This window comes from Pseudomonas sp. UBA7500, from assembly GCF_002478435.1.
Classification (GTDB): Bacteria; Pseudomonadota; Gammaproteobacteria; order Pseudomonadales; family Pseudomonadaceae; genus Aquipseudomonas; species Aquipseudomonas palmensis.
In genome coordinates this window covers 52,177-68,690 of record NZ_DLNW01000001.1, presented here as the reverse complement: position 1 = coordinate 68,690, position 16,514 = coordinate 52,177, and the positions used below count along the sequence as shown (strand labels likewise).

At 62.4% G+C, this 16,514-nt stretch carries 14 protein-coding genes; 4 read left to right on the top strand and 10 right to left on the bottom strand.

Annotation, left to right across the window (positions count from 1 at the left end):
• Nucleotides 1–164: 164 nt before the first annotated feature.
• Both B4I46_RS00265 and B4I46_RS00260 read left to right on the top strand, forming a co-directional pair.
• On the top strand, nucleotides 165–791 hold the full coding sequence (locus tag B4I46_RS00265) for a response regulator transcription factor (protein ID WP_043864602.1): 627 nt from the start codon (nucleotides 165–167) through the stop codon (nucleotides 789–791).
• An 8-nt stretch (nucleotides 792–799) separates the two neighbouring features.
• Nucleotides 800–4,453, top strand: coding sequence for a transporter substrate-binding domain-containing protein (locus B4I46_RS00260; RefSeq protein ID WP_236176604.1), 3,654 nt, complete (start codon nucleotides 800–802; stop codon nucleotides 4,451–4,453).
• Nucleotides 4,454–4,495: 42 nt separating this feature from the next.
• On the opposite strand, the gene B4I46_RS00255 is transcribed toward B4I46_RS00260, so the two are convergent.
• Nucleotides 4,496–4,840, bottom strand: coding sequence for a YggL family protein (locus tag B4I46_RS00255; protein WP_043864604.1), 345 nt, complete (start codon nucleotides 4,838–4,840; stop codon nucleotides 4,496–4,498).
• Between the two features lie 215 nt (nucleotides 4,841–5,055).
• On the opposite strand from B4I46_RS00255, the gene dacB reads away from it, so the two are divergent.
• A complete protein-coding gene (gene dacB / locus B4I46_RS00250; RefSeq protein ID WP_043864605.1) occupies nucleotides 5,056–6,519 on the top strand; it encodes a D-alanyl-D-alanine carboxypeptidase/D-alanyl-D-alanine endopeptidase in 1,464 nt (487 codons plus the stop codon).
• 84 nt (nucleotides 6,520–6,603) lie between these two features.
• Here dacB and rlmKL read toward each other — a convergent pair whose 3' ends face one another.
• Complete coding sequence (rlmKL, locus tag B4I46_RS00245; RefSeq protein WP_054916208.1) at nucleotides 6,604–8,802, bottom strand: bifunctional 23S rRNA (guanine(2069)-N(7))-methyltransferase RlmK/23S rRNA (guanine(2445)-N(2))-methyltransferase RlmL; 2,199 nt, start codon at nucleotides 8,800–8,802, stop codon at nucleotides 6,604–6,606.
• 540 nt (nucleotides 8,803–9,342) lie between these two features.
• Between rlmKL and rmf the strand changes: the two genes are divergently transcribed.
• Nucleotides 9,343–9,558 carry a ribosome modulation factor gene (gene rmf, locus B4I46_RS00240; protein ID WP_078479587.1) on the top strand — a complete coding sequence of 72 codons (216 nt, stop codon included), beginning with the start codon at nucleotides 9,343–9,345 and terminating at the stop codon, nucleotides 9,556–9,558.
• Nucleotides 9,559–9,652: 94 nt separating this feature from the next.
• On the opposite strand, the gene B4I46_RS00235 is transcribed toward rmf, so the two are convergent.
• The 8 genes from B4I46_RS00235 to B4I46_RS00200 all read right to left on the bottom strand — a co-directional run bounded on the left by B4I46_RS00235 (nucleotide 9,653) and on the right by B4I46_RS00200 (nucleotide 16,434).
• The gene (locus B4I46_RS00235; protein ID WP_286897950.1) at nucleotides 9,653–10,678 is read right to left on the bottom strand and encodes a quinone-dependent dihydroorotate dehydrogenase; all 1,026 of its coding nucleotides are present in this window, start codon (nucleotides 10,676–10,678) and stop codon (nucleotides 9,653–9,655) included.
• Between the two features lie 154 nt (nucleotides 10,679–10,832).
• On the bottom strand, nucleotides 10,833–11,876 hold the full coding sequence (locus tag B4I46_RS00230) for an OmpA family protein (RefSeq protein WP_043864608.1): 1,044 nt from the start codon (nucleotides 11,874–11,876) through the stop codon (nucleotides 10,833–10,835).
• 109 nt (nucleotides 11,877–11,985) lie between these two features.
• Nucleotides 11,986–12,552 (bottom strand): RNA polymerase sigma factor SigX, encoded by a 567-nt coding sequence (gene sigX, locus B4I46_RS00225; RefSeq protein WP_010223317.1) that lies wholly within the window; start codon nucleotides 12,550–12,552, stop codon nucleotides 11,986–11,988.
• 112 nt (nucleotides 12,553–12,664) lie between these two features.
• Nucleotides 12,665–13,489 (bottom strand): mechanosensitive ion channel family protein, encoded by an 825-nt coding sequence (locus B4I46_RS00220; RefSeq protein ID WP_043864609.1) that lies wholly within the window; start codon nucleotides 13,487–13,489, stop codon nucleotides 12,665–12,667.
• Nucleotides 13,490–13,491: 2 nt separating this feature from the next.
• The gene (locus B4I46_RS00215; protein ID WP_043864610.1) at nucleotides 13,492–13,740 is read right to left on the bottom strand and encodes a hypothetical protein; all 249 of its coding nucleotides are present in this window, start codon (nucleotides 13,738–13,740) and stop codon (nucleotides 13,492–13,494) included.
• 98 nt (nucleotides 13,741–13,838) lie between these two features.
• Complete coding sequence (locus B4I46_RS00210) at nucleotides 13,839–14,834, bottom strand: zinc transporter ZntB (RefSeq protein ID WP_043864611.1); 996 nt, start codon at nucleotides 14,832–14,834, stop codon at nucleotides 13,839–13,841.
• A gap of 27 nt (nucleotides 14,835–14,861) precedes the next feature.
• Complete coding sequence (gene rraA, locus B4I46_RS00205; RefSeq protein WP_043864612.1) at nucleotides 14,862–15,350, bottom strand: ribonuclease E activity regulator RraA; 489 nt, start codon at nucleotides 15,348–15,350, stop codon at nucleotides 14,862–14,864.
• A gap of 91 nt (nucleotides 15,351–15,441) precedes the next feature.
• Nucleotides 15,442–16,434 (bottom strand): alpha/beta fold hydrolase, encoded by a 993-nt coding sequence (locus tag B4I46_RS00200; protein WP_043864613.1) that lies wholly within the window; start codon nucleotides 16,432–16,434, stop codon nucleotides 15,442–15,444.
• Between the last annotated feature and the right edge of the window lie 80 nt (nucleotides 16,435–16,514).

The following is a 16,514-nucleotide window of genomic DNA, read 5'->3' as shown; positions in this document are numbered from 1 at the left end:
CGCAAAACGATATGGCGCGCTTGAAAATCAACTATTTGTAGCCTTGCGCCCAACTTATTGTAGGAATTTTCCCATATTAAGTTTGAGCGCAACTCTATTTACGTGCACGCCTTCCAACTGGGCTATGGTGCGGCTTCTTTATGGCCCCTACCTGGAAGGTGATTATGCACTCCGTATTTATTGTCGACGATCATCCCGTCATTCGCCTGGCTGTACGCATGTTGCTGGAGAACGAGGGTTATCGGGTCACCGGCGAATCCGACAATGGCGTGGACGCCATGCAGATGACCCGCGAAACCGTGCCCGACCTGATCATCCTCGACATCGGCATCCCCAAGCTGGACGGCCTGGAAGTGCTGTCACGCTTCAACAGCATGGCCGTGCCGATGAAGGTTCTGGTGCTGACTGCGCAATCACCCGTACTGTTTGCAACACGCTGCATGTTGTCGGGCGCCTGCGGTTATGTATGCAAGCAGGAGGACCTCAGCGAGTTGCTCAGTGCCATCAAGGCGGTACTTTCCGGTTACAACTATTTCCCCAGCCAGGCAATAAACCCACTTCGCCATCAGGACAGCGGCGACAGCGAGATGGAACTGTTCAAGACCGTCAATGATCGCGAACTGATGGTTCTGCAACTGTTTGCCCAGGGCAAGAGCAACAAGGAAATTGCGTCCGGCATGTTTCTCAGCAATAAAACCGTGAGCACCTATAAAAAACGCCTGATGCAGAAACTCAAGGCCAACTCGCTGGTGGAACTGATCGAGATGGCCAAACGCAACGCGCTGGTATGAGTGCGAGCATGGCCAAACGTCTTCTGTTGTTCTGCCTGCTGTTCGTCGGGGCCTGCCTCGCCCCTTCGCTCTGCGCCAACGAACCCGGCGAGCGCAACTACGAGCTGCTCAGCCGCAGCGGCCTGGCGGCCATGGCTGTAACCCCCACACCGGCCCAGGCCGACTGGCTCGACAAGCATGACGTGCTGGTACTGGGCACTTCGGCGCCGGACTACGCGCCGTTCGACATCACCGCCAGTGGCCGCGATTATGAGGGCCTGACCGCCGACTACGCCGGCCTGATCGGCAATACCTTGAACCGGCCCATTCGGGTCAAGCGCTTCGCCAACCGCGACAAGGCCCTGCAAGCCCTGATAGACGGGCACATCGACCTGCTGGGAAGTGCCAATGGCTACGATGCCGCCCTCCCCGAGGTGGCCCTGTCGCGCCCCTATGCCGAAGACCTGCCGGTGCTGGTCACCCGCGAAAATGAAACCCGGGCACTGGACAACGGCCTCAAGGGGCTGCGCCTGAGCGTGGTTGCCCATTACCTGCCATTGAGCGAGGTTCGCGCCACCTACCCCAACGCCACGGTGCAGACCTACAGCTCCTACCACAATGCCCTCAACGCGGTGGCCTTCGAACAGGCCGACGTGTTCCTGGGGGACGCCTTGTCGACCTATTACCAGATCAACCAGGGCTACCTGAAAAACCTCAAGATGGTGAACTTCGGCAAACACGAGCCTGTGGGCTTCAGCTTCGCCCTGCGCGCCGACAACCCGCTGCTGCTCGAGCTGGTCAATACCACCCTGGACGCGGTCACCAGCGCCATGCGCACCAGCATCTTCCAGCGCTGGAGCATCGGCGACGGCATGCTGCTGACTGATCGCAAGCTGCAACTTTCCCCACGCGAACAACGCTGGCTGGCGGCACACCCGGTGGTGCGCGTGGTGGTGGACGAAAACGCCGCGCCGCTGTCGTTCTACGACAGTGCCAACAACCTGCGAGGTATCGTTGCCGACCTGCTCGAGCTGATCCGTCTGCGCACCGGCCTGCGTTTCGAGATCCATCGCAGCGCCGGCATCAGCGACATGATCGACCAGTTGCACCAGGGTCGCGCCGACGTCATCGCCACCATCACGCCCAGCACACAGCGCGAAGCCACCCTGAACATCAGCCGGCCCTACCTGGAGAACGCCTACGTGCTGGTCACGCGCAAGGGCGAGGACGAACCTGCCTCGCTGCGCCAGCTGTATGGCAAGCGCCTGGCCGTGACCCGCGGCAGCACGCTCAACGACGGGCTGCGCATTCGCCATGGCGGCATCGAGCTGGTTGAAACGGAAAGCCCCGCAGCCTCCGCCGAACTGCTGTCGCGTCACCAGGTGGACGGCATGGTCACCGCGCTGATCAATGCCAATTTCAGGCTCACCACCCAAAAGCAGCTGATCATCCGCGCCAACATCGGCGACGAGCCGGCGACCTACTCCATGGCCACCGCCCAGGGCGCCGACGAACTGACCTCTATCCTCGACAAGGCCCTGCTTAGCATCCCGCCCCAGGAGCTGGGCGCAATCAATGGCCGCTGGCGCGATTTCAGCGGCGAACCCAGCTCCTACTGGCAAAGCCACCAGCGCTTCATCATTCAACTGGTGCTGGGCACCGGCCTGCTGCTGATCCTGTCGCTGGCCTGGAACGGCTGGATGCGTCGCCAGATCAAGAAGCGCGAGCAGATCGAGCGCGCCCTGGGCGACCAGCTCGAGTTCATGCGGGCGCTGGTCAACGGCACGCCGCACCCGATCTACGTGCGTGACCGCCAAGGCCTGCTCAAGAGCTGCAACGACAGCTACCTGCAGGCCGTTGAGGCGCGCGCCGAAGAGGTACTGGGCAAGTCCATCCACGATGCGCCGCTCACCGATGCCGACAATGCCAGTCAGTTTCAGGCGGACTACCAGCAGGTGATGAACGAAGGCCTGCCATTGATCGTCGACCGCCCCATGATGCTGAAGAACCGCGAGCTGACCATCTACCACTGGGTACTGCCGTACCGCGACTCGCTGGGCGAGGTACAGGGCATCATCGGCGGCTGGCTGGACATCAGCGACCGCCGCCAGCTGATCCAGGAACTGCGCCAGGCCAAGGAGCAGGCCGATAACGCCAACCGCGCAAAAAGCAAGTTCCTGGCCACCATGAGCCACGAGATCCGTACCCCCATGAACGCGGTGATCGGCATGCTCGAGCTGGCACTCAAGCGCGCCGATGCCGGGCACCTCGACCGTCCCGCCATCGAGGTGGCCTACAGCTCGGCCAGGGACCTGCTGTCGCTGATCGGCGATATCCTCGACATCGCGCGTATCGAGTCCGGCCACATGAGCCTGAGCCCCCAGCGCGTCAACCTGGGTGAGCTGGTGGAGTCGGTGGGTCGGGTGTTCGAGGCCCTGGCCCGGCAGAAGGACCTCAGCCTGAGCCTGGTCATCGACGAGAGCGCCTGCCGCGACGTGCTGCTCGACCCGCTGCGCTTCAAGCAGATCCTCTCGAACCTGGTCAGCAACGCGATCAAGTTCACCGACCAGGGCCAGGTACGCGTGGACCTGGCCCTGCAACCGGGCGCCGGGCCCGATACCCTGCAACTGCTGCTCTCGGTCAGCGACAGCGGTATCGGCATCAGCGCGACCGACCAGCAGTACCTGTTCCAGCCCTTCGCCCAGGTCGCCCCCGACAGCCCGCTGGCACGCAGCGGCACCGGCCTGGGCCTGGTCATCAGCCGCAGCCTGTGCGCCATGATGGGCGGCCAGCTGACGCTGCACAGCGAACCGGGCACCGGGACCGAGGTGAAGATCAGCATGCCACTGACGGGGCTGGCAGCCTGCGAGAAGCTCGCCGACCCCGTGCCCCAGCCGACCTTGCCGGCGCCGGCGGTGAAGGTGCTGGTGGTCGACGACCACCCGGCCAACCTGCTGCTGATGGGCCAGCAGCTGGACTTTCTCGGCGTGCAGCACACCAATGCCGACAGCGGCCTGAGTGCGCTGCAGGCATGGCGCCTGGAGCCTTTCGACGTGTTGATCGTGGACTGCAACATGCCGCAGATGGACGGCTACCAGTTGGCCCAGGCCGTACGCGAGGAAGAGCGCATACTCGGGCGCGCGCCCTGCACCATCCTGGCCTACACCGCCAACACCCAACCTGAAGTGCGTGATCGCTGCCACGCCGCGGGCATGAACGACTGCCTGCTCAAACCCATCACCCTGCATGAACTCAGCCAGCGCCTGAACGACGCTCCCCTGTCGGCAGGCCGCGCCCGTGGTGACATGCCCCTGATCGACCTGATGGGGCTGGGGCCGATCATCGGCAACGACCCAGGCGAACTGCGCCGCCTGCTCGAACAGTTGCTCAGCTGCGCCCCGATCGACCGTCAGCAGCTGCTCGACGCCGATACTCGCGGCTCGCCGGCAATACTCAGGGACGCTGCACACAAGGTGCTGGGGGTGGCGCGCATGGTGCAGTCCGAAGCGCTGATGCTGGCCTGCGAACGGCTGGAAGCGGCGTGCGAGGACGCTGCGCCAGAACCTGTGCTCAGGCGACGCAAACGGCAGGTGCTAAGGGCAATGAACGAGGTGGATCAGGCGTTGCGCGATACGCTGGAGGCGCTGTCGCAGCCCACGGGAACGGGGCCGATGCAGGGGTAGAACGCAAGCGGCAGCCACCAGGGCTGCCGCTTTGACGAGGTATCAGCTAGCCGGGTTGACCGGCTTTTCCGGATACCAGGCATCCAGCAACGGGCTGACTTCGATCTTGGTCAGCTCGCTGCGGCCTTTGAGCCATGCCTGCACTGCAGCACGCTGCTCTTCGGTGACCGAGCCACGATCTGCCTTGCAGACCAGACCGAAGTCGTCGCCGCCGACGTAGTCCAGGCCGTTGGCATCCATGGCTTCATCCAGGAAGGCGTCGAGGAAAGCGTCAATGGCTTCGTCGGACAGGTCTTCCTTGAACTCCAGGTTCAGTTCGAAACCCAGCTCCTGGAACTCGTCTACACACAGTTTTTTACGCAGACGGCGGGAACGGTTGGTCGCCATGAAACAATCCTCTTAAGTAATAACGCGCGGCACTTTACCAGTTCCACCGCGAAACTGCCTGAATAAAACCCGAAAAATCGCCGCACTGACAGGCATTGTTAGGCACATGGGCAGCATGCGTGGTGCATAATGCGCGCTATATTTTTCCATACCGGGGCCGTCACCCTATTGCGCTCTGGTTTTTTTCACCCCTCGCCTGCAGGGTTTCAGTGCAAATGACCACATCTCTACGTTCACTGCTGTTCGCCGGCCTGCTGCTGCCACTGGCCATGCCGGCCCACGCCGCCCCCGTCAACACCACCCTTTCGCCCAAGGTGCAACAGGCCCTCAAGACCAACAAGCTCGACGGTTCCGCGCTGTCGCTGGTGATGCTGCCGCTCAATGGCCCGGGCACACCCACGGTGTTCAACGCCGATGTGTCGGTCAACCCGGCCTCGACCATGAAACTGGTCACCACTTATGCCGCGCTGGAAATGCTCGGCCCGACCCACCAGTGGAAAACCGAGTTCTACACCGACGGCACCCTGAGCAACGGCACCCTCAACGGCAACCTGTACCTCAAGGGCGGCGGCGACCCCAAGCTGAACATGGAAAAACTCTGGCTGCTGATGCGCGACCTGCGCGCCAACGGCGTACAGACCATCAATGGCGACCTGGTGCTGGACCGTAGCCACTTCGTGCAGCCCCAGCTTCCCCAGTTCAACGACGACGGCGGCGATGAAAACAAGCCGTTCCTGGTCAAGCCCGACTCCCTGCTGGTCAACCTCAAGGCCTTGCGCTTCGTGGCACGCAACGATGGCGGCAAGGTCCTGGTATCGGTAGAGCCGCCCATCGCCAGCATCCGCATCGACAACCAGGTCAAGGCGGTACCGGGCAACCAGTGCAAGGGCGAAGTGCGCTACAACCCGGTGACCCAGGCCGACGGCGTCAGCGTGGTGGTCAGCGGCCAGTTGGCTGACGGCTGCAACTCCCAGACCTACCTGGCACTGCTCGACCACCAGACCTACGCCGCCGGCGCGGTACGTGCCATCTGGAACGAACTGGGCGGGCGCATCATGGGGGCTGACCGGGTTGCCGAAGTTCCCAAGAGTGCACGCCTGCTGGCCCGCGCATTCTCCCCGGACCTGGTGGAGGTGATCCGCGACATCAACAAATACAGCAACAACACCATGGCCCAGCAACTGTTCCTGAGCCTGGGCGCGCAGTACCGCACCGATGCCGACGGCGACGATGCCCGTGCCGCACAGCGCGTGGTGCGCCAGTGGCTGGCGAAGAAAGGCATCACCGCGCCGCATCTGGTCATGGAGAACGGTTCAGGGCTGTCCCGTGCCGAGCGTGTCAGCGCCAGGGAAATGGCTACCCTGCTGCAGGCAGCCTGGAAGAGCCCCTACGCTGCCGAATTCATCAGTTCGATGCCGCTGACCGGCATGGACGGCACCATGCGCAAGCGCCTCAAGCGCACCGCCATGACCGGTGAAGCACACATCAAGACCGGCACCCTGAATACGGTGCGTGCCATCGCCGGCTTCAGCCGCGACAGCAACGGCAACACCTGGGCGGTGGTGGCAATTCTCAACGACCCAAAACCCTGGGGCGCCTCGGCAGTGCTCGACCAGGTGCTGCTGGACCTGTACCGCCAGCCAAAGCTCAACAGCAGTACCGCAGCGCTGCAACCCTGAGCCGGGCTCAGGGCTCCACCCGGGCGTGTAGGCGGTGGCTGCAAGGTAGCCACCCCCACACGCCTGATCACATCCTGCGCGCCATCAGCGCGCCTGGATGCGCCATGCGCGGTGGATCTTGCTGTTGCGCGCGAAGTCCGGGTCCAGGGTCTGGGCGGTGATCTCCTCGACCGCGTAACGCTCCTGCAAGTGTTCGTCGAGCTGGAACTTGCGGAAGTTGTTGGAGAAATACAGCACGCCACCCGGTGCCAGGCGCGCAACGGCCAGGTCAAGTAGCTCCACATGGTCACGCTGCACGTCGAACACCCCTTCCATGCGCTTGGAGTTGGAGAAGGTCGGCGGGTCGATGAAGATCAGCTCGTACTCCTCGCGGCAGGCCTGCAGCCACGCCATCACGTCGCCCTGCTCCAGGCGGTTCTTGTCCGAGAAGCCGTTGAGCGAGAAGTTGCGCCGCGCCCAATCCAGGTAGGTTTTCGACAGGTCGACACTGGTGGTGCTGCGCGCGCCACCCTTGGCCGCATGCACGCTGGCCGTGGCGGTATAGCAGAACAGGTTGAGGAAGCGTTTGCCGGCCGCCTCGCGCTGGATGCGCATGCGCATCGGGCGATGGTCGAGGAACAGCCCGGTATCGAGGTAGTCGGTCAGGTTGACCAGCAGCTTGACGCCGCCTTCGCTCACCTCGGTGAACTGACCCTGGCTGCTCTGGCGCTCGTACTGCTTGGTGCCGGATTGCCGCTCGCGCCGCTTGATCACCACGCGGCTCTGGTCGATGTTCAGCGCCTGGGGGATCGCCGCCAGGGCATCGAACAGACGCGCCTGGGCTTTTTCCGGGTCGATCGAACGCGGCGCGGCGTACTCCTGAACATGCACCCAGTCATGGTAGAGGTCGATGGCCAGCGCGTATTCCGGCATGTCGGCATCGTAGACGCGATAGCAGGTGATGCTCTCGCGCTTGGCCCACTTGCCCAGCTGCTTGAGGTTCTTCTGCAGGCGGTTGGCGAACATCTGCCCGCCTTCGCTCAGACGCGCCGGCTCGCTGGCGACTGAAACCACGGGCTCGCTCGGCTCGCTGCCCCGCTCGCGCTCTGGCTGACGACGCTCGCCGGTGACGAACTGATCGGGCTGCACCCTGATCAGCAGCAGCTTGCACGGCAGCGCGCCGTTCCAGAAGGCGTACTGCTTGTGGCTGCGAATACCCATGCGCTTGCCCAGATCGGGCGCGCCGGTGAATACCGCCGCCTCCCAGTTCAGGCAGGCCTGGCGCAGGCGTTCGCCCAGGTTCTGGTAGAGATACAGCAGGCTGGCTTCATCACCCAGACGCTCACCGTAGGGCGGGTTGCAGATTACCAGGCCCTTCTGGTTCTGGTCGGGACGCGGCTCGAAGCTGCCCACTTCGCCCTGGTAGATCTTGATCCAGTCGCTCAGGCCCGCACGCTCGACGTTGTTGCGCCCTGGCTGGATCAGCCGCGGATCGGCCTCGTAGCCGCGGATCCACAGCGGCGGACGTGCCAGCCCGGCTTCGGCGCGCGCCTTGGCCTCGTCGTGCAGCTTGCGCCACAGCGCCGGCACGTGACCCAGCCAGGCGCTGAAGCCCCAGCGCTCGCGGCGCAGGTTCGGCGCGATATCGGCGGCAATCATCGCCGCCTCCACCAGGAAGGTACCCACACCGCACATCGGGTCGGCCAGCGCGCCGCCCTGGGCGGCAATACGCGGCCAGCCAGCACGGATCAGCACGGCAGCGGCAAGGTTTTCCTTCAGTGGCGCAGCCCCCTGCTGCAGACGGTAGCCTCGCTGGTGCAGGCTGTGGCCGGACAGGTCCAGGGACAGAATCGCCTCGCCGCGTTCCAGGCGCAGGTGCACACGCAGATCGGGGTTGAGCTTGTCTACCGAAGGCCGCTCGCCCGCCGCGTTGCGCAGCTTGTCGACGATGGCATCCTTGACCTTGAGCGCGCCGAAGTGGGTGTTGTCGATGCCCGAGCCGTGCCCGCTGAACTCCACAGCCAGGCTGCCAGTGGCTTCCAGGTGATCCTGCCAGTCGACGGCGTTGACCCCGTCATACAGGTCATCGGCGTTCTTCATGTTGAAGCGCTTGAGCACCAGCAGTACGCGGTTGCCCAGACGCGACCAGAGGCACAGGCGATAGGCGGTTTCCATGTCGGCTTCGCCGCGAATGGCCGAGGTGTGCTCTCGCACATCCTCCAGGCCCAGCCCACGGGCTTCTTCGGCAAGCAGGCCTTCCAGGCCCTTGGGGCAGGTGAGATAGAGTTCGAAACGGTCCGACATGAGTAATCCAAGCCTTGAGCAATAGGTGAAAAGGCAAGCGCATCGCCCCTTCGCTGTTTGATCGAACGCCTTCCAGCAGGCGTTCGAATGGCGCTGACATGGCGCCGGGCCGCCGGACAACGGCCATTTACCCCAGGGTAAAAAGGCTTTGATCGTCCGGCAGAATGAAAAATTCTAGTAAAACTGCGACTTTTTATGACCCTTCGTCGTTTTGAGCCCCTGCGTTGGAAGTGATTCTCAACGATGGCGTTCTGACCTGAGCCATGAGCAAAGCCTGATCATAGCTGGCTTTGCCTTCATTTCGCCGCTGAAGCAATTTTTTACTTATCCCCTGACCCTTGGAAAGGTTACGTCCTTATGACAAAACGATCATTCACACTGTGACCTGCATTGGTTAGAACTCGTATCAGGTTGTCCTGCAACGGGGCAACACTTCCAGCTCGCCACGCCGGCAGCGAGCGCATAACCGGCAGAACGACTCTGCCCGGCCTCAGCCGAGGCCGACGGGACATTACAGTCAACAAGTGAGGGCAACACCCTATGAGAAGACTTAAGCGTGATCCGTTGGAAAGAGCATTTTTACGTGGCTACCAATATGGGGTCACCGGCAAATCCCGCGAGCTTTGCCCTTTTACTCTACCGTCAGTACGCCAAGCCTGGGTCAACGGCTGGCGCGAGGGACGTGGCGACAACTGGGACGGTATGACCGGCACTGCGGGTATCCATAGACTCAACGAACTTCACGCCGTTGGCTGAACGAGGATCTGAATTCTAGTCACCATGCACGCTCTATCCGAGCGGCGGGCTGCGGCCCAGGGGCCCCTTTTGAGGGGCCCTTTTTTATGCCCGCTCAGCGTGGCCCCATGGCGGCGATGGCGTCCACCGACTCGCGAATCAGCGCAGGCCCCTTGTAGATGAAACCGGAGTAGATCTGCACAAGGCTTGCACCGGCCGCGATCTTCTCGGCGGCGTGCTTGCCTTCGGTGATACCGCCTGCTGCGATGATCGGCAGCTTGCCACCCAGTTCGGCGGCCAGCATGCGCACCGTGTGGGTACTCTTGTCGCGTACCGGGGCGCCCGACAGCCCACCGGCCTCGTCAGCATGCGCCAGGCCTTCCACGCCTTCGCGGCTGAGGGTGGTGTTGGTCGCGATCACTGCGTCCATGCCAGTGGCCAGCAAAGCCGACGCCACCTGTACGGTTTCCTCATCGCTCATGTCCGGGGCAATCTTGATGGCCAGTGGTACGCGCTTGGCATGGGTCAGGGCCAACGCCTCACGGCGCTCGGCCAGGGCCTGGAGCAGTTGCTTGAGCGAATCGCCAAACTGCAGGCTGCGCAGGCCCGGGGTGTTGGGCGAACTGACGTTGACGGTGACGTAGCTGGCGTGACCGTAGACCTTCTCCAGGCAGATCAGGTAATCGTCCACTGCCCGCTCCACCGGGGTATCGAAGTTCTTGCCGATATTGATGCCCAGCACGCCATGGTAATTGGCCGCACGCACACGCTCGAGCAGATGGTCGACGCCCAGGTTGTTGAAGCCCATGCGGTTGATGATCGCCTCGGCTTCAGGCAGGCGGAACAGCCGCGGCTTGGGATTGCCTGGCTGCGGGCGCGGGGTGACGGTGCCGATCTCGACGAAACCGAAGCCCAGTTGAGCGAAGCCGTCGATGGCGGCACCGTTCTTGTCCAGCCCCGCTGCCAGCCCGACCGGGTTGGCGAACTGCAAGCCCATGACGGTTACCGGCAACTGCGCCGGCGCCTTGGTCAACAGCCCGTTGAGGCCCAGGCGCCCACCTGCACCGATCAGGTCCAGCGACAGGTCGTGGGAGGTTTCCGGGGACAGTTTGAACAGCAGCTGGCGGGCCAGGGTATACATGGGCAGGCTTAGCTCGAGGTGTGGGAAGGCAGCGATTATAGCGGTGCAGCCGCCACGAAGACAGGCCCGCGTACGCCTCGCACCCACCGCCTGATCAAATCGCAGGCAAAGAAAAGCCCGGCCGGAGCCGGGCTTTTCTCAAGCGTCAGACCAATTACTTGGCTTGGGCTTCTACTTGAGCTTCAACGCGACGGTTGACAGCGCGACCAGCTTCGGTGGCGTTGTCAGCTACCGGACGGGTCTCACCGTAGCCAACCGATTCAACGCGGTTCGACTCAACACCGTACTGGTTGGTCAGAACCTGCTTCACGGCGTTTGCACGACGCTCGGACAGCTTCTGGTTGTAAGCGTCAGGACCGACGGAGTCAGTGTGACCTTCAACAGTGGTGGTGGTGGATGGGTACTGCTTCATGAAGTCAGCCAGGTTCTTGATGTCGCCGTAGCTGTTTGGCTTGACGACCGACTTGTCGAAGTCGAACTTGACGTCCAGCTCTACACGAACGACTTCAGCAACAGCCGGGCAGCCATCAGCGTCAACGGTAACGTTGGCTGGGGTGTCAGGGCACTTGTCGACGTTGTCGCACACGCCATCGTTGTCGCTGTCGGAGCAGACTTCAGCTACTGGAGCTGGCGCAGGAGTCGGTGCAACCTTGCCACCGCTACCACCGAAGTTCAGACCCAGACCCAGGGATGGGCCCCACTCGGTGTTGCCGTTGTCGATGTTGTACATCGCTTCAACGCCAGCACGGGCGAACAGGTTGTCGGTGATGTACCACTTGGCGCCAGCGCCCAGGTTGGCGAAGGTGGAGTGATCGCGACCGTTACGGGTAGCTTGGCCCAGGCTCTCGTGAGCGAAACCAGCCGATACGTAAGGACGGATTGCGTCACCAACGGTACCCAGGTGGTAGGTGGCGTCCAGCTTGGCCTTGGAACCTTTGATGTCCTTGTTGAACACGTCGCCACGAGCGTTGTGAGTCTCGTTGTAGCCCAGGTCCAAGGACACGTCGTCGGTCAGGAAGTAACCGAGGCGAACACCAGGATTGGTGCCGTCGTTCTTGAAGTTACGCTCGCTGTCGTAGTACTGCTTGGTGACGTTGCCTTCAATTTCGACTGCGCCTTGGCCTTGTGCCAGAGCGCCGAAGGAAGTTGCGGCAACAAAAGAACCAATGGCCAAGCCCAAGGTGTTTTTCAATTTCATCCGTTAAATCCCCATCTGGTGATTGTTAAGTAGTCCCACCAAACCCGGGGGACAACTCGTCGACAAGTTTAGCAGACCTTGTCGATACGTTAGAGATATTTGCGACTCACTAAGTTTCGGTGAGGCCCGCAAATTTCTCGCGTAGCTTGTCGAGCGCACGCTTGTAGCGCATTTTCGTGGCGCTCAGGCCCATGTGCATGATGTCGGCGATCTCCTGGAACTCCAGCTCTGCGACAAATCGTAGCACCAGGATTTCGCGGTCGATCGGGTTCACATGAACCAGCCATTTATCCAGCCCGCCTTTCTCTTCCGGTTTGGGGGCCTTCTCTTCAGAGGCCTCCTCGAGCGGATCGAGACTTAGCGCATCCATCAAACGACGTTTGCGCCGCTCCTTGCGGTACTGGGTGATGCATTCGTTGTAGGTGATGCTGTAGAGCCAGGTCTTGAATTTCGACTTGCCTTCGAAATTCTTCAGGCCGTACAGCACCTTCAACATCACCTCCTGACAGACATCGTCAGCATCCCGATCGTTCCCCAGATAACGTGCACACACGTTAAAAAGGGTCCGCTGGTAGCGCCGCATGAGCTCTTCATAGGCGCGAGTAACATGAAAAAGCTCCTCATGCGAACGCGCCACCAACTCCTCATCAGTGAGCTCGCGGGGGTCGTAACGCATGGGCAGCGAGTGAACTTTATTCAAAACAAATCTGGCCGACAGTCAGGTCATTGTCGCCGCTCGCCCTACCTGGGCGATTTTGCGGCGGCATACATTAGCAGGATTTGCCCGGTTAGCGGCTACTGACCCGCTGCTCCAGGAGGATCCGGTTCGACAGCGATACCAGTTCACCCTCGTCGGTGAGCACGGTCGTCTTGACCGTGCCGATCTCTTCGATCTGCCCCTCGACCTCGCCAATCTGGACCTGCTGGCCGACCTGATAGAGCTCACGTACGTAAATTCCAGCCAGGATCTGCCCGGCGATTTCACGGCTGCCCAGGCCCATGGCCAGCGCAACTGCCAGACCAACGGTAATCAACCCGATGACAATCACGTGGTTGAGCAGGTCGGTCTTGACCTCCAACTGGCTGATGGCCACCGAAATGCTGATGATGATGACCAGGCCCTGGGCGATACGCCCGACCCCTGCGGCGTATTCCAGGCCGATGCCCTCGGCGGCACCGCGCACCAGGCCGTTGACGATCTGGGCCAGCAGCACACCGGCCAGCAGCACCAGCGCACCGCCAAACACCTTGGGCAGGTACAGCGCCAGCATGTCCAGGGTCGCCGAAACACGTTCAAGCCCCAGGGATTCGGCGGCCGAAACCAGGAAGATCAACAGCACGAACCAGTAGACGATCTTGCCGATCAGCGTCGAGATCGGCACCTGGATGCCCACCCGGCTGAGCATCTTGGTCAGGCCGGTGCCGCCCATCAGGCGATCCAGGCCAAGCTTGGCCAGCAGCTTGGACAACAGGGTATCGAGCAGCTTGGCAACCACAAAGCCCAGCAGCACCACCACCAGCGCCCCAAACAGGTTGGGAATGAAGTTGGCGACTTTGGTCCACAAGGCGGTCATCGCCGCCACCAGGCTCTGGGTCCAGAGATCAAGTTCCATAATCAATCAGCCTTATCAGCTTTACGGGCAGAAGCGTTACGACGCACCGGCGCGACATGCGCCGAGCCATTGTTCACTGCGATCATCAGCGCCTGGCTCCAACGGCCGAGCAGGCTGAACAGATCGCCCGCGCCTACCTGACGGTTGGCGGTCTTGAGGACCCGGCCCAGGCAGGCGTCGTCGTCGCGGTCTTTGCCGGACGGCGAGGCCTTGAGCAGGTCCCGCAGGGATTCTTCAAACGGATCGTGCATGGGCACCTCGCGCAATGTCTGTCAAAGACGAGACGCTCATAGGGCGGGTCACATGAACAATCTGCGCAAATGTTGTAGGAAATTTCAAGAAAGTGCCCCTATACCCAGCGAAGACGGCGAAACAGCCACCATTGGCCCAGGGCCAGCACGAGCACCAGCAAGCTGGCATAAAGGAAGCCGTAGGGGTTTTCCGAACCCGGAATGCCCCCCACGTTGATGCCCAGCAAGCCGGTCAGAAAGCTCATGGGCAGGAAGATACAGGTGATGATTCCGAAGCGGTACATGGTCTTGTTCATGCGTTCGCTCAGGCGCCGGTCCTCGCTTTCAAGCACCAGCGCCACGCGCTCGCGGGTCAGTTCCAGCTCTTCGAGGTAGCGGATCAGGCTGTTGTTGAGCTCGTTCCAGTAGTCGGCATCGTCCGGCGCGAACCATGGCCATTTGTTGCGCGCCAGCTGCGCATAGATTTCCCGCTGCGGCGCCAGGAACCGACGCAGGCCGGCGGCGCGCCGCCGCATCTGCTGCAGGCTGCCGTGCTCAGGCGTATACCGTTCGTCGGATTCGAGTTTTTCTTCCTCTTCATCCACCACTTCGGACAGGTCCGACACAAGCGCCTGGACCTTTTCGGTCAGCAACTGGGCCAGGCTCAGCAACAGCTCGGAGGCCGTGGTCGGGCCACGCCCCTCGTCCAGTTGCTGAAGCAGCTCGTCGGTGGCGCGCAGCGGCCGCAGGCGCAGCGAAATCACCCGCTGCGCCTGGGCGAAGATGCGCACCGACACCATGTCTTCGGGTTCGGCGCCCGGGTTGAGGTTGACCCCGCGCAGAAACAGCAACATCTGCGCATCCGGTAAAGGCACCAGGCGCGGCCGGGTGTTTTCCTCCAGCAGCAGGTCACAGGCGAAGGGGCTCAGGCCGCTGTCATGGCGCAGCCAGGTCTGGGTTTGCGGGTGGCTGCGATCCCAGTGCAGCCACAGGCTCTGCTCCGGCTGCAACTGCAGATCGTCCAGTTCGGTTCGAGCGATCGAACGCGCACCGCCCTTGCCATCGAGTACCAGGGCATGCACCAGCCCCCACTGCGCGTTTTCTTCCTCGAACATCCCTACCCCACGCACCGTCAGCGAAAATTACTCGGGCATCTTCAACGGGCTGGGCGACACGATGACACCGTTGTTGTCAGCGTACACGTACTCCCCCGGCCGGAAGGTCACACCAGCGAACGTGACCACCACATTCAGGTCACCAATGCCGCGCTTGTCGGTCTTCATCGGGTGGCTGGCCAGCGCCTGCACACCCAGATTGGTTTGCGCCAGCGCATCCACGTCACGCACGCAACCGTAGATCACCAGCCCTTCCCAGCCATTCTTGGCGGCCTTCTCGGCAATCATGTCACCCAGCAGCGCCCGGCGCAGCGAACCGCCGCCGTCGACCACCAGCACCTTGCCCTTGCCATCCAGGTCGGCTTGCGCCTTTACCAGCGAGTTGTCCTCGAAGCACTTGACGGTGACGATCTGACCGCCGAACGAATCGCGGCCGCCGAAGTTGCTGAACATCGGCTCCAGCACCTGCACCAGGTCCGGGTAGGCGTCACACAAGTCGGGGGTAAGGTAATGCATGGGAAACTCCTGTCGATGGCCAATTGAATGGAAAGCGGATTTCACACGTTCACTGAAAAGACGAAGCCGGCGCACCGGCGTTTAACCAAGGCTACACGCCGACGGGCTGCGGGTCACCTGTCTCGGCCGGGGCCAGCATGGCCTGCGGGTCGCTCAGCCAGCGCTCCACCAGCGGCCACACCTGGGCCTGGGCCGGTTTGCTGACCAGCATATCGACATGACCGAAATTGTCGAAGCCTTCCTCGCGCCCCAGCCGCACGAAACGCTTGTGCTCGCTGCCTATTTGCTCGAACAACTTGCGACAGGCCCACACAGGGTCCTGGTGATCTCCGGCCCCAGCCACCGCCAGCACCGGCACGCGCACCTCGGCAAGCCCGGCCCACCAGTCGCTCTGCTTGTCGCCAAAGCGTCCGAACAGGCCGAACCAGCGCATGCTTTCCAGCGCCAGGCCGATGGGCTCATCTTCGGGCCCGCGCTTGAGCCGCGAACCTGACAGGTGTGCAAAGCGCTTGAGCAGCAGGCGCCCGCCCCACTCCACCGGTGGGATTTTCAATGGCCAGTAGGTTCGGCTGACCTGGGTGCCGAAAAAGGCCGCACTGGCGACCTGCTCCTGGGCCAGGTACGCCCCGCCCAGTGCTGCCGCCAGCGTGGTACCGCCCAGCGAGTGGCCAAGCCAGTGCGGGGTGCGCCCGCTCACCTCGCACACGAACGCGGCAATTGCCGGCAGATCGTAACGGGCATAGTCCGCCACACGGTTGTGGCGGTAGTCGCGGTTGCGGGGCGACAGCCCATGGCCGCGCATTTCCGGTATCCACACGTCGAAGCCGGCGCGTGCCAGGGTCGCGCCAAGGCCGATACCGCGCGGCGAGAACCAGAAGCGCCGGTTGGAAAAGCTGCCATGCAACAGGATGACCGGGGCACCGCGCACCTCGCTCTGGTCGGCCATGCCAAGGCGTGTCAGCGCCAGCTCGACCGTACGGTCGGGGCTGTTGCCGGCCTTGAGCCGATACACGTCTTCGCTGAGGTCGCCGCGCCGCTCGGCACTGAGCAGGGCAACGGGAAAAAGAGTACTGCTGCTTTGCATAGGTTACTTGCACAAAAAAGGGCGAGCCCATCACTGGATCACGCCCTGAAAATCCGTTGAAGCGGCCGCCCGACGCCTCC

Excerpts from the sequence above, each read along its gene's own strand:
- B4I46_RS00265 (WP_043864602.1), top strand. The coding sequence starts at position 165 with ATGCACTCCGTATTTATTGTCGACGATCATCCCGTCATTCGCCTGGCT.
- B4I46_RS00260 (WP_236176604.1), top strand. The coding sequence starts at position 800 with ATGGCCAAACGTCTTCTGTTGTTCTGCCTGCTGTTCGTCGGGGCCTGC.
- B4I46_RS00255 (WP_043864604.1), bottom strand. The coding sequence starts at position 4,840 with ATGGCGACCAACCGTTCCCGCCGTCTGCGTAAAAAACTGTGTGTAGAC.
- dacB (WP_043864605.1), top strand. The coding sequence starts at position 5,056 with ATGACCACATCTCTACGTTCACTGCTGTTCGCCGGCCTGCTGCTGCCA.
- rlmKL (WP_054916208.1), bottom strand. The coding sequence starts at position 8,802 with ATGTCGGACCGTTTCGAACTCTATCTCACCTGCCCCAAGGGCCTGGAA.
- rmf (WP_078479587.1), top strand. The coding sequence starts at position 9,343 with ATGAGAAGACTTAAGCGTGATCCGTTGGAAAGAGCATTTTTACGTGGC.
- B4I46_RS00235 (WP_286897950.1), bottom strand. The coding sequence starts at position 10,678 with ATGTATACCCTGGCCCGCCAGCTGCTGTTCAAACTGTCCCCGGAAACC.
- B4I46_RS00230 (WP_043864608.1), bottom strand. The coding sequence starts at position 11,876 with ATGAAATTGAAAAACACCTTGGGCTTGGCCATTGGTTCTTTTGTTGCC.
- sigX (WP_010223317.1), bottom strand. The coding sequence starts at position 12,552 with ATGCGTTACGACCCCCGCGAGCTCACTGATGAGGAGTTGGTGGCGCGT.
- B4I46_RS00220 (WP_043864609.1), bottom strand. The coding sequence starts at position 13,489 with ATGGAACTTGATCTCTGGACCCAGAGCCTGGTGGCGGCGATGACCGCC.
- B4I46_RS00215 (WP_043864610.1), bottom strand. The coding sequence starts at position 13,740 with ATGCACGATCCGTTTGAAGAATCCCTGCGGGACCTGCTCAAGGCCTCG.
- B4I46_RS00210 (WP_043864611.1), bottom strand. The coding sequence starts at position 14,834 with ATGTTCGAGGAAGAAAACGCGCAGTGGGGGCTGGTGCATGCCCTGGTA.
- rraA (WP_043864612.1), bottom strand. The coding sequence starts at position 15,350 with ATGCATTACCTTACCCCCGACTTGTGTGACGCCTACCCGGACCTGGTG.
- B4I46_RS00200 (WP_043864613.1), bottom strand. The coding sequence starts at position 16,434 with ATGCAAAGCAGCAGTACTCTTTTTCCCGTTGCCCTGCTCAGTGCCGAG.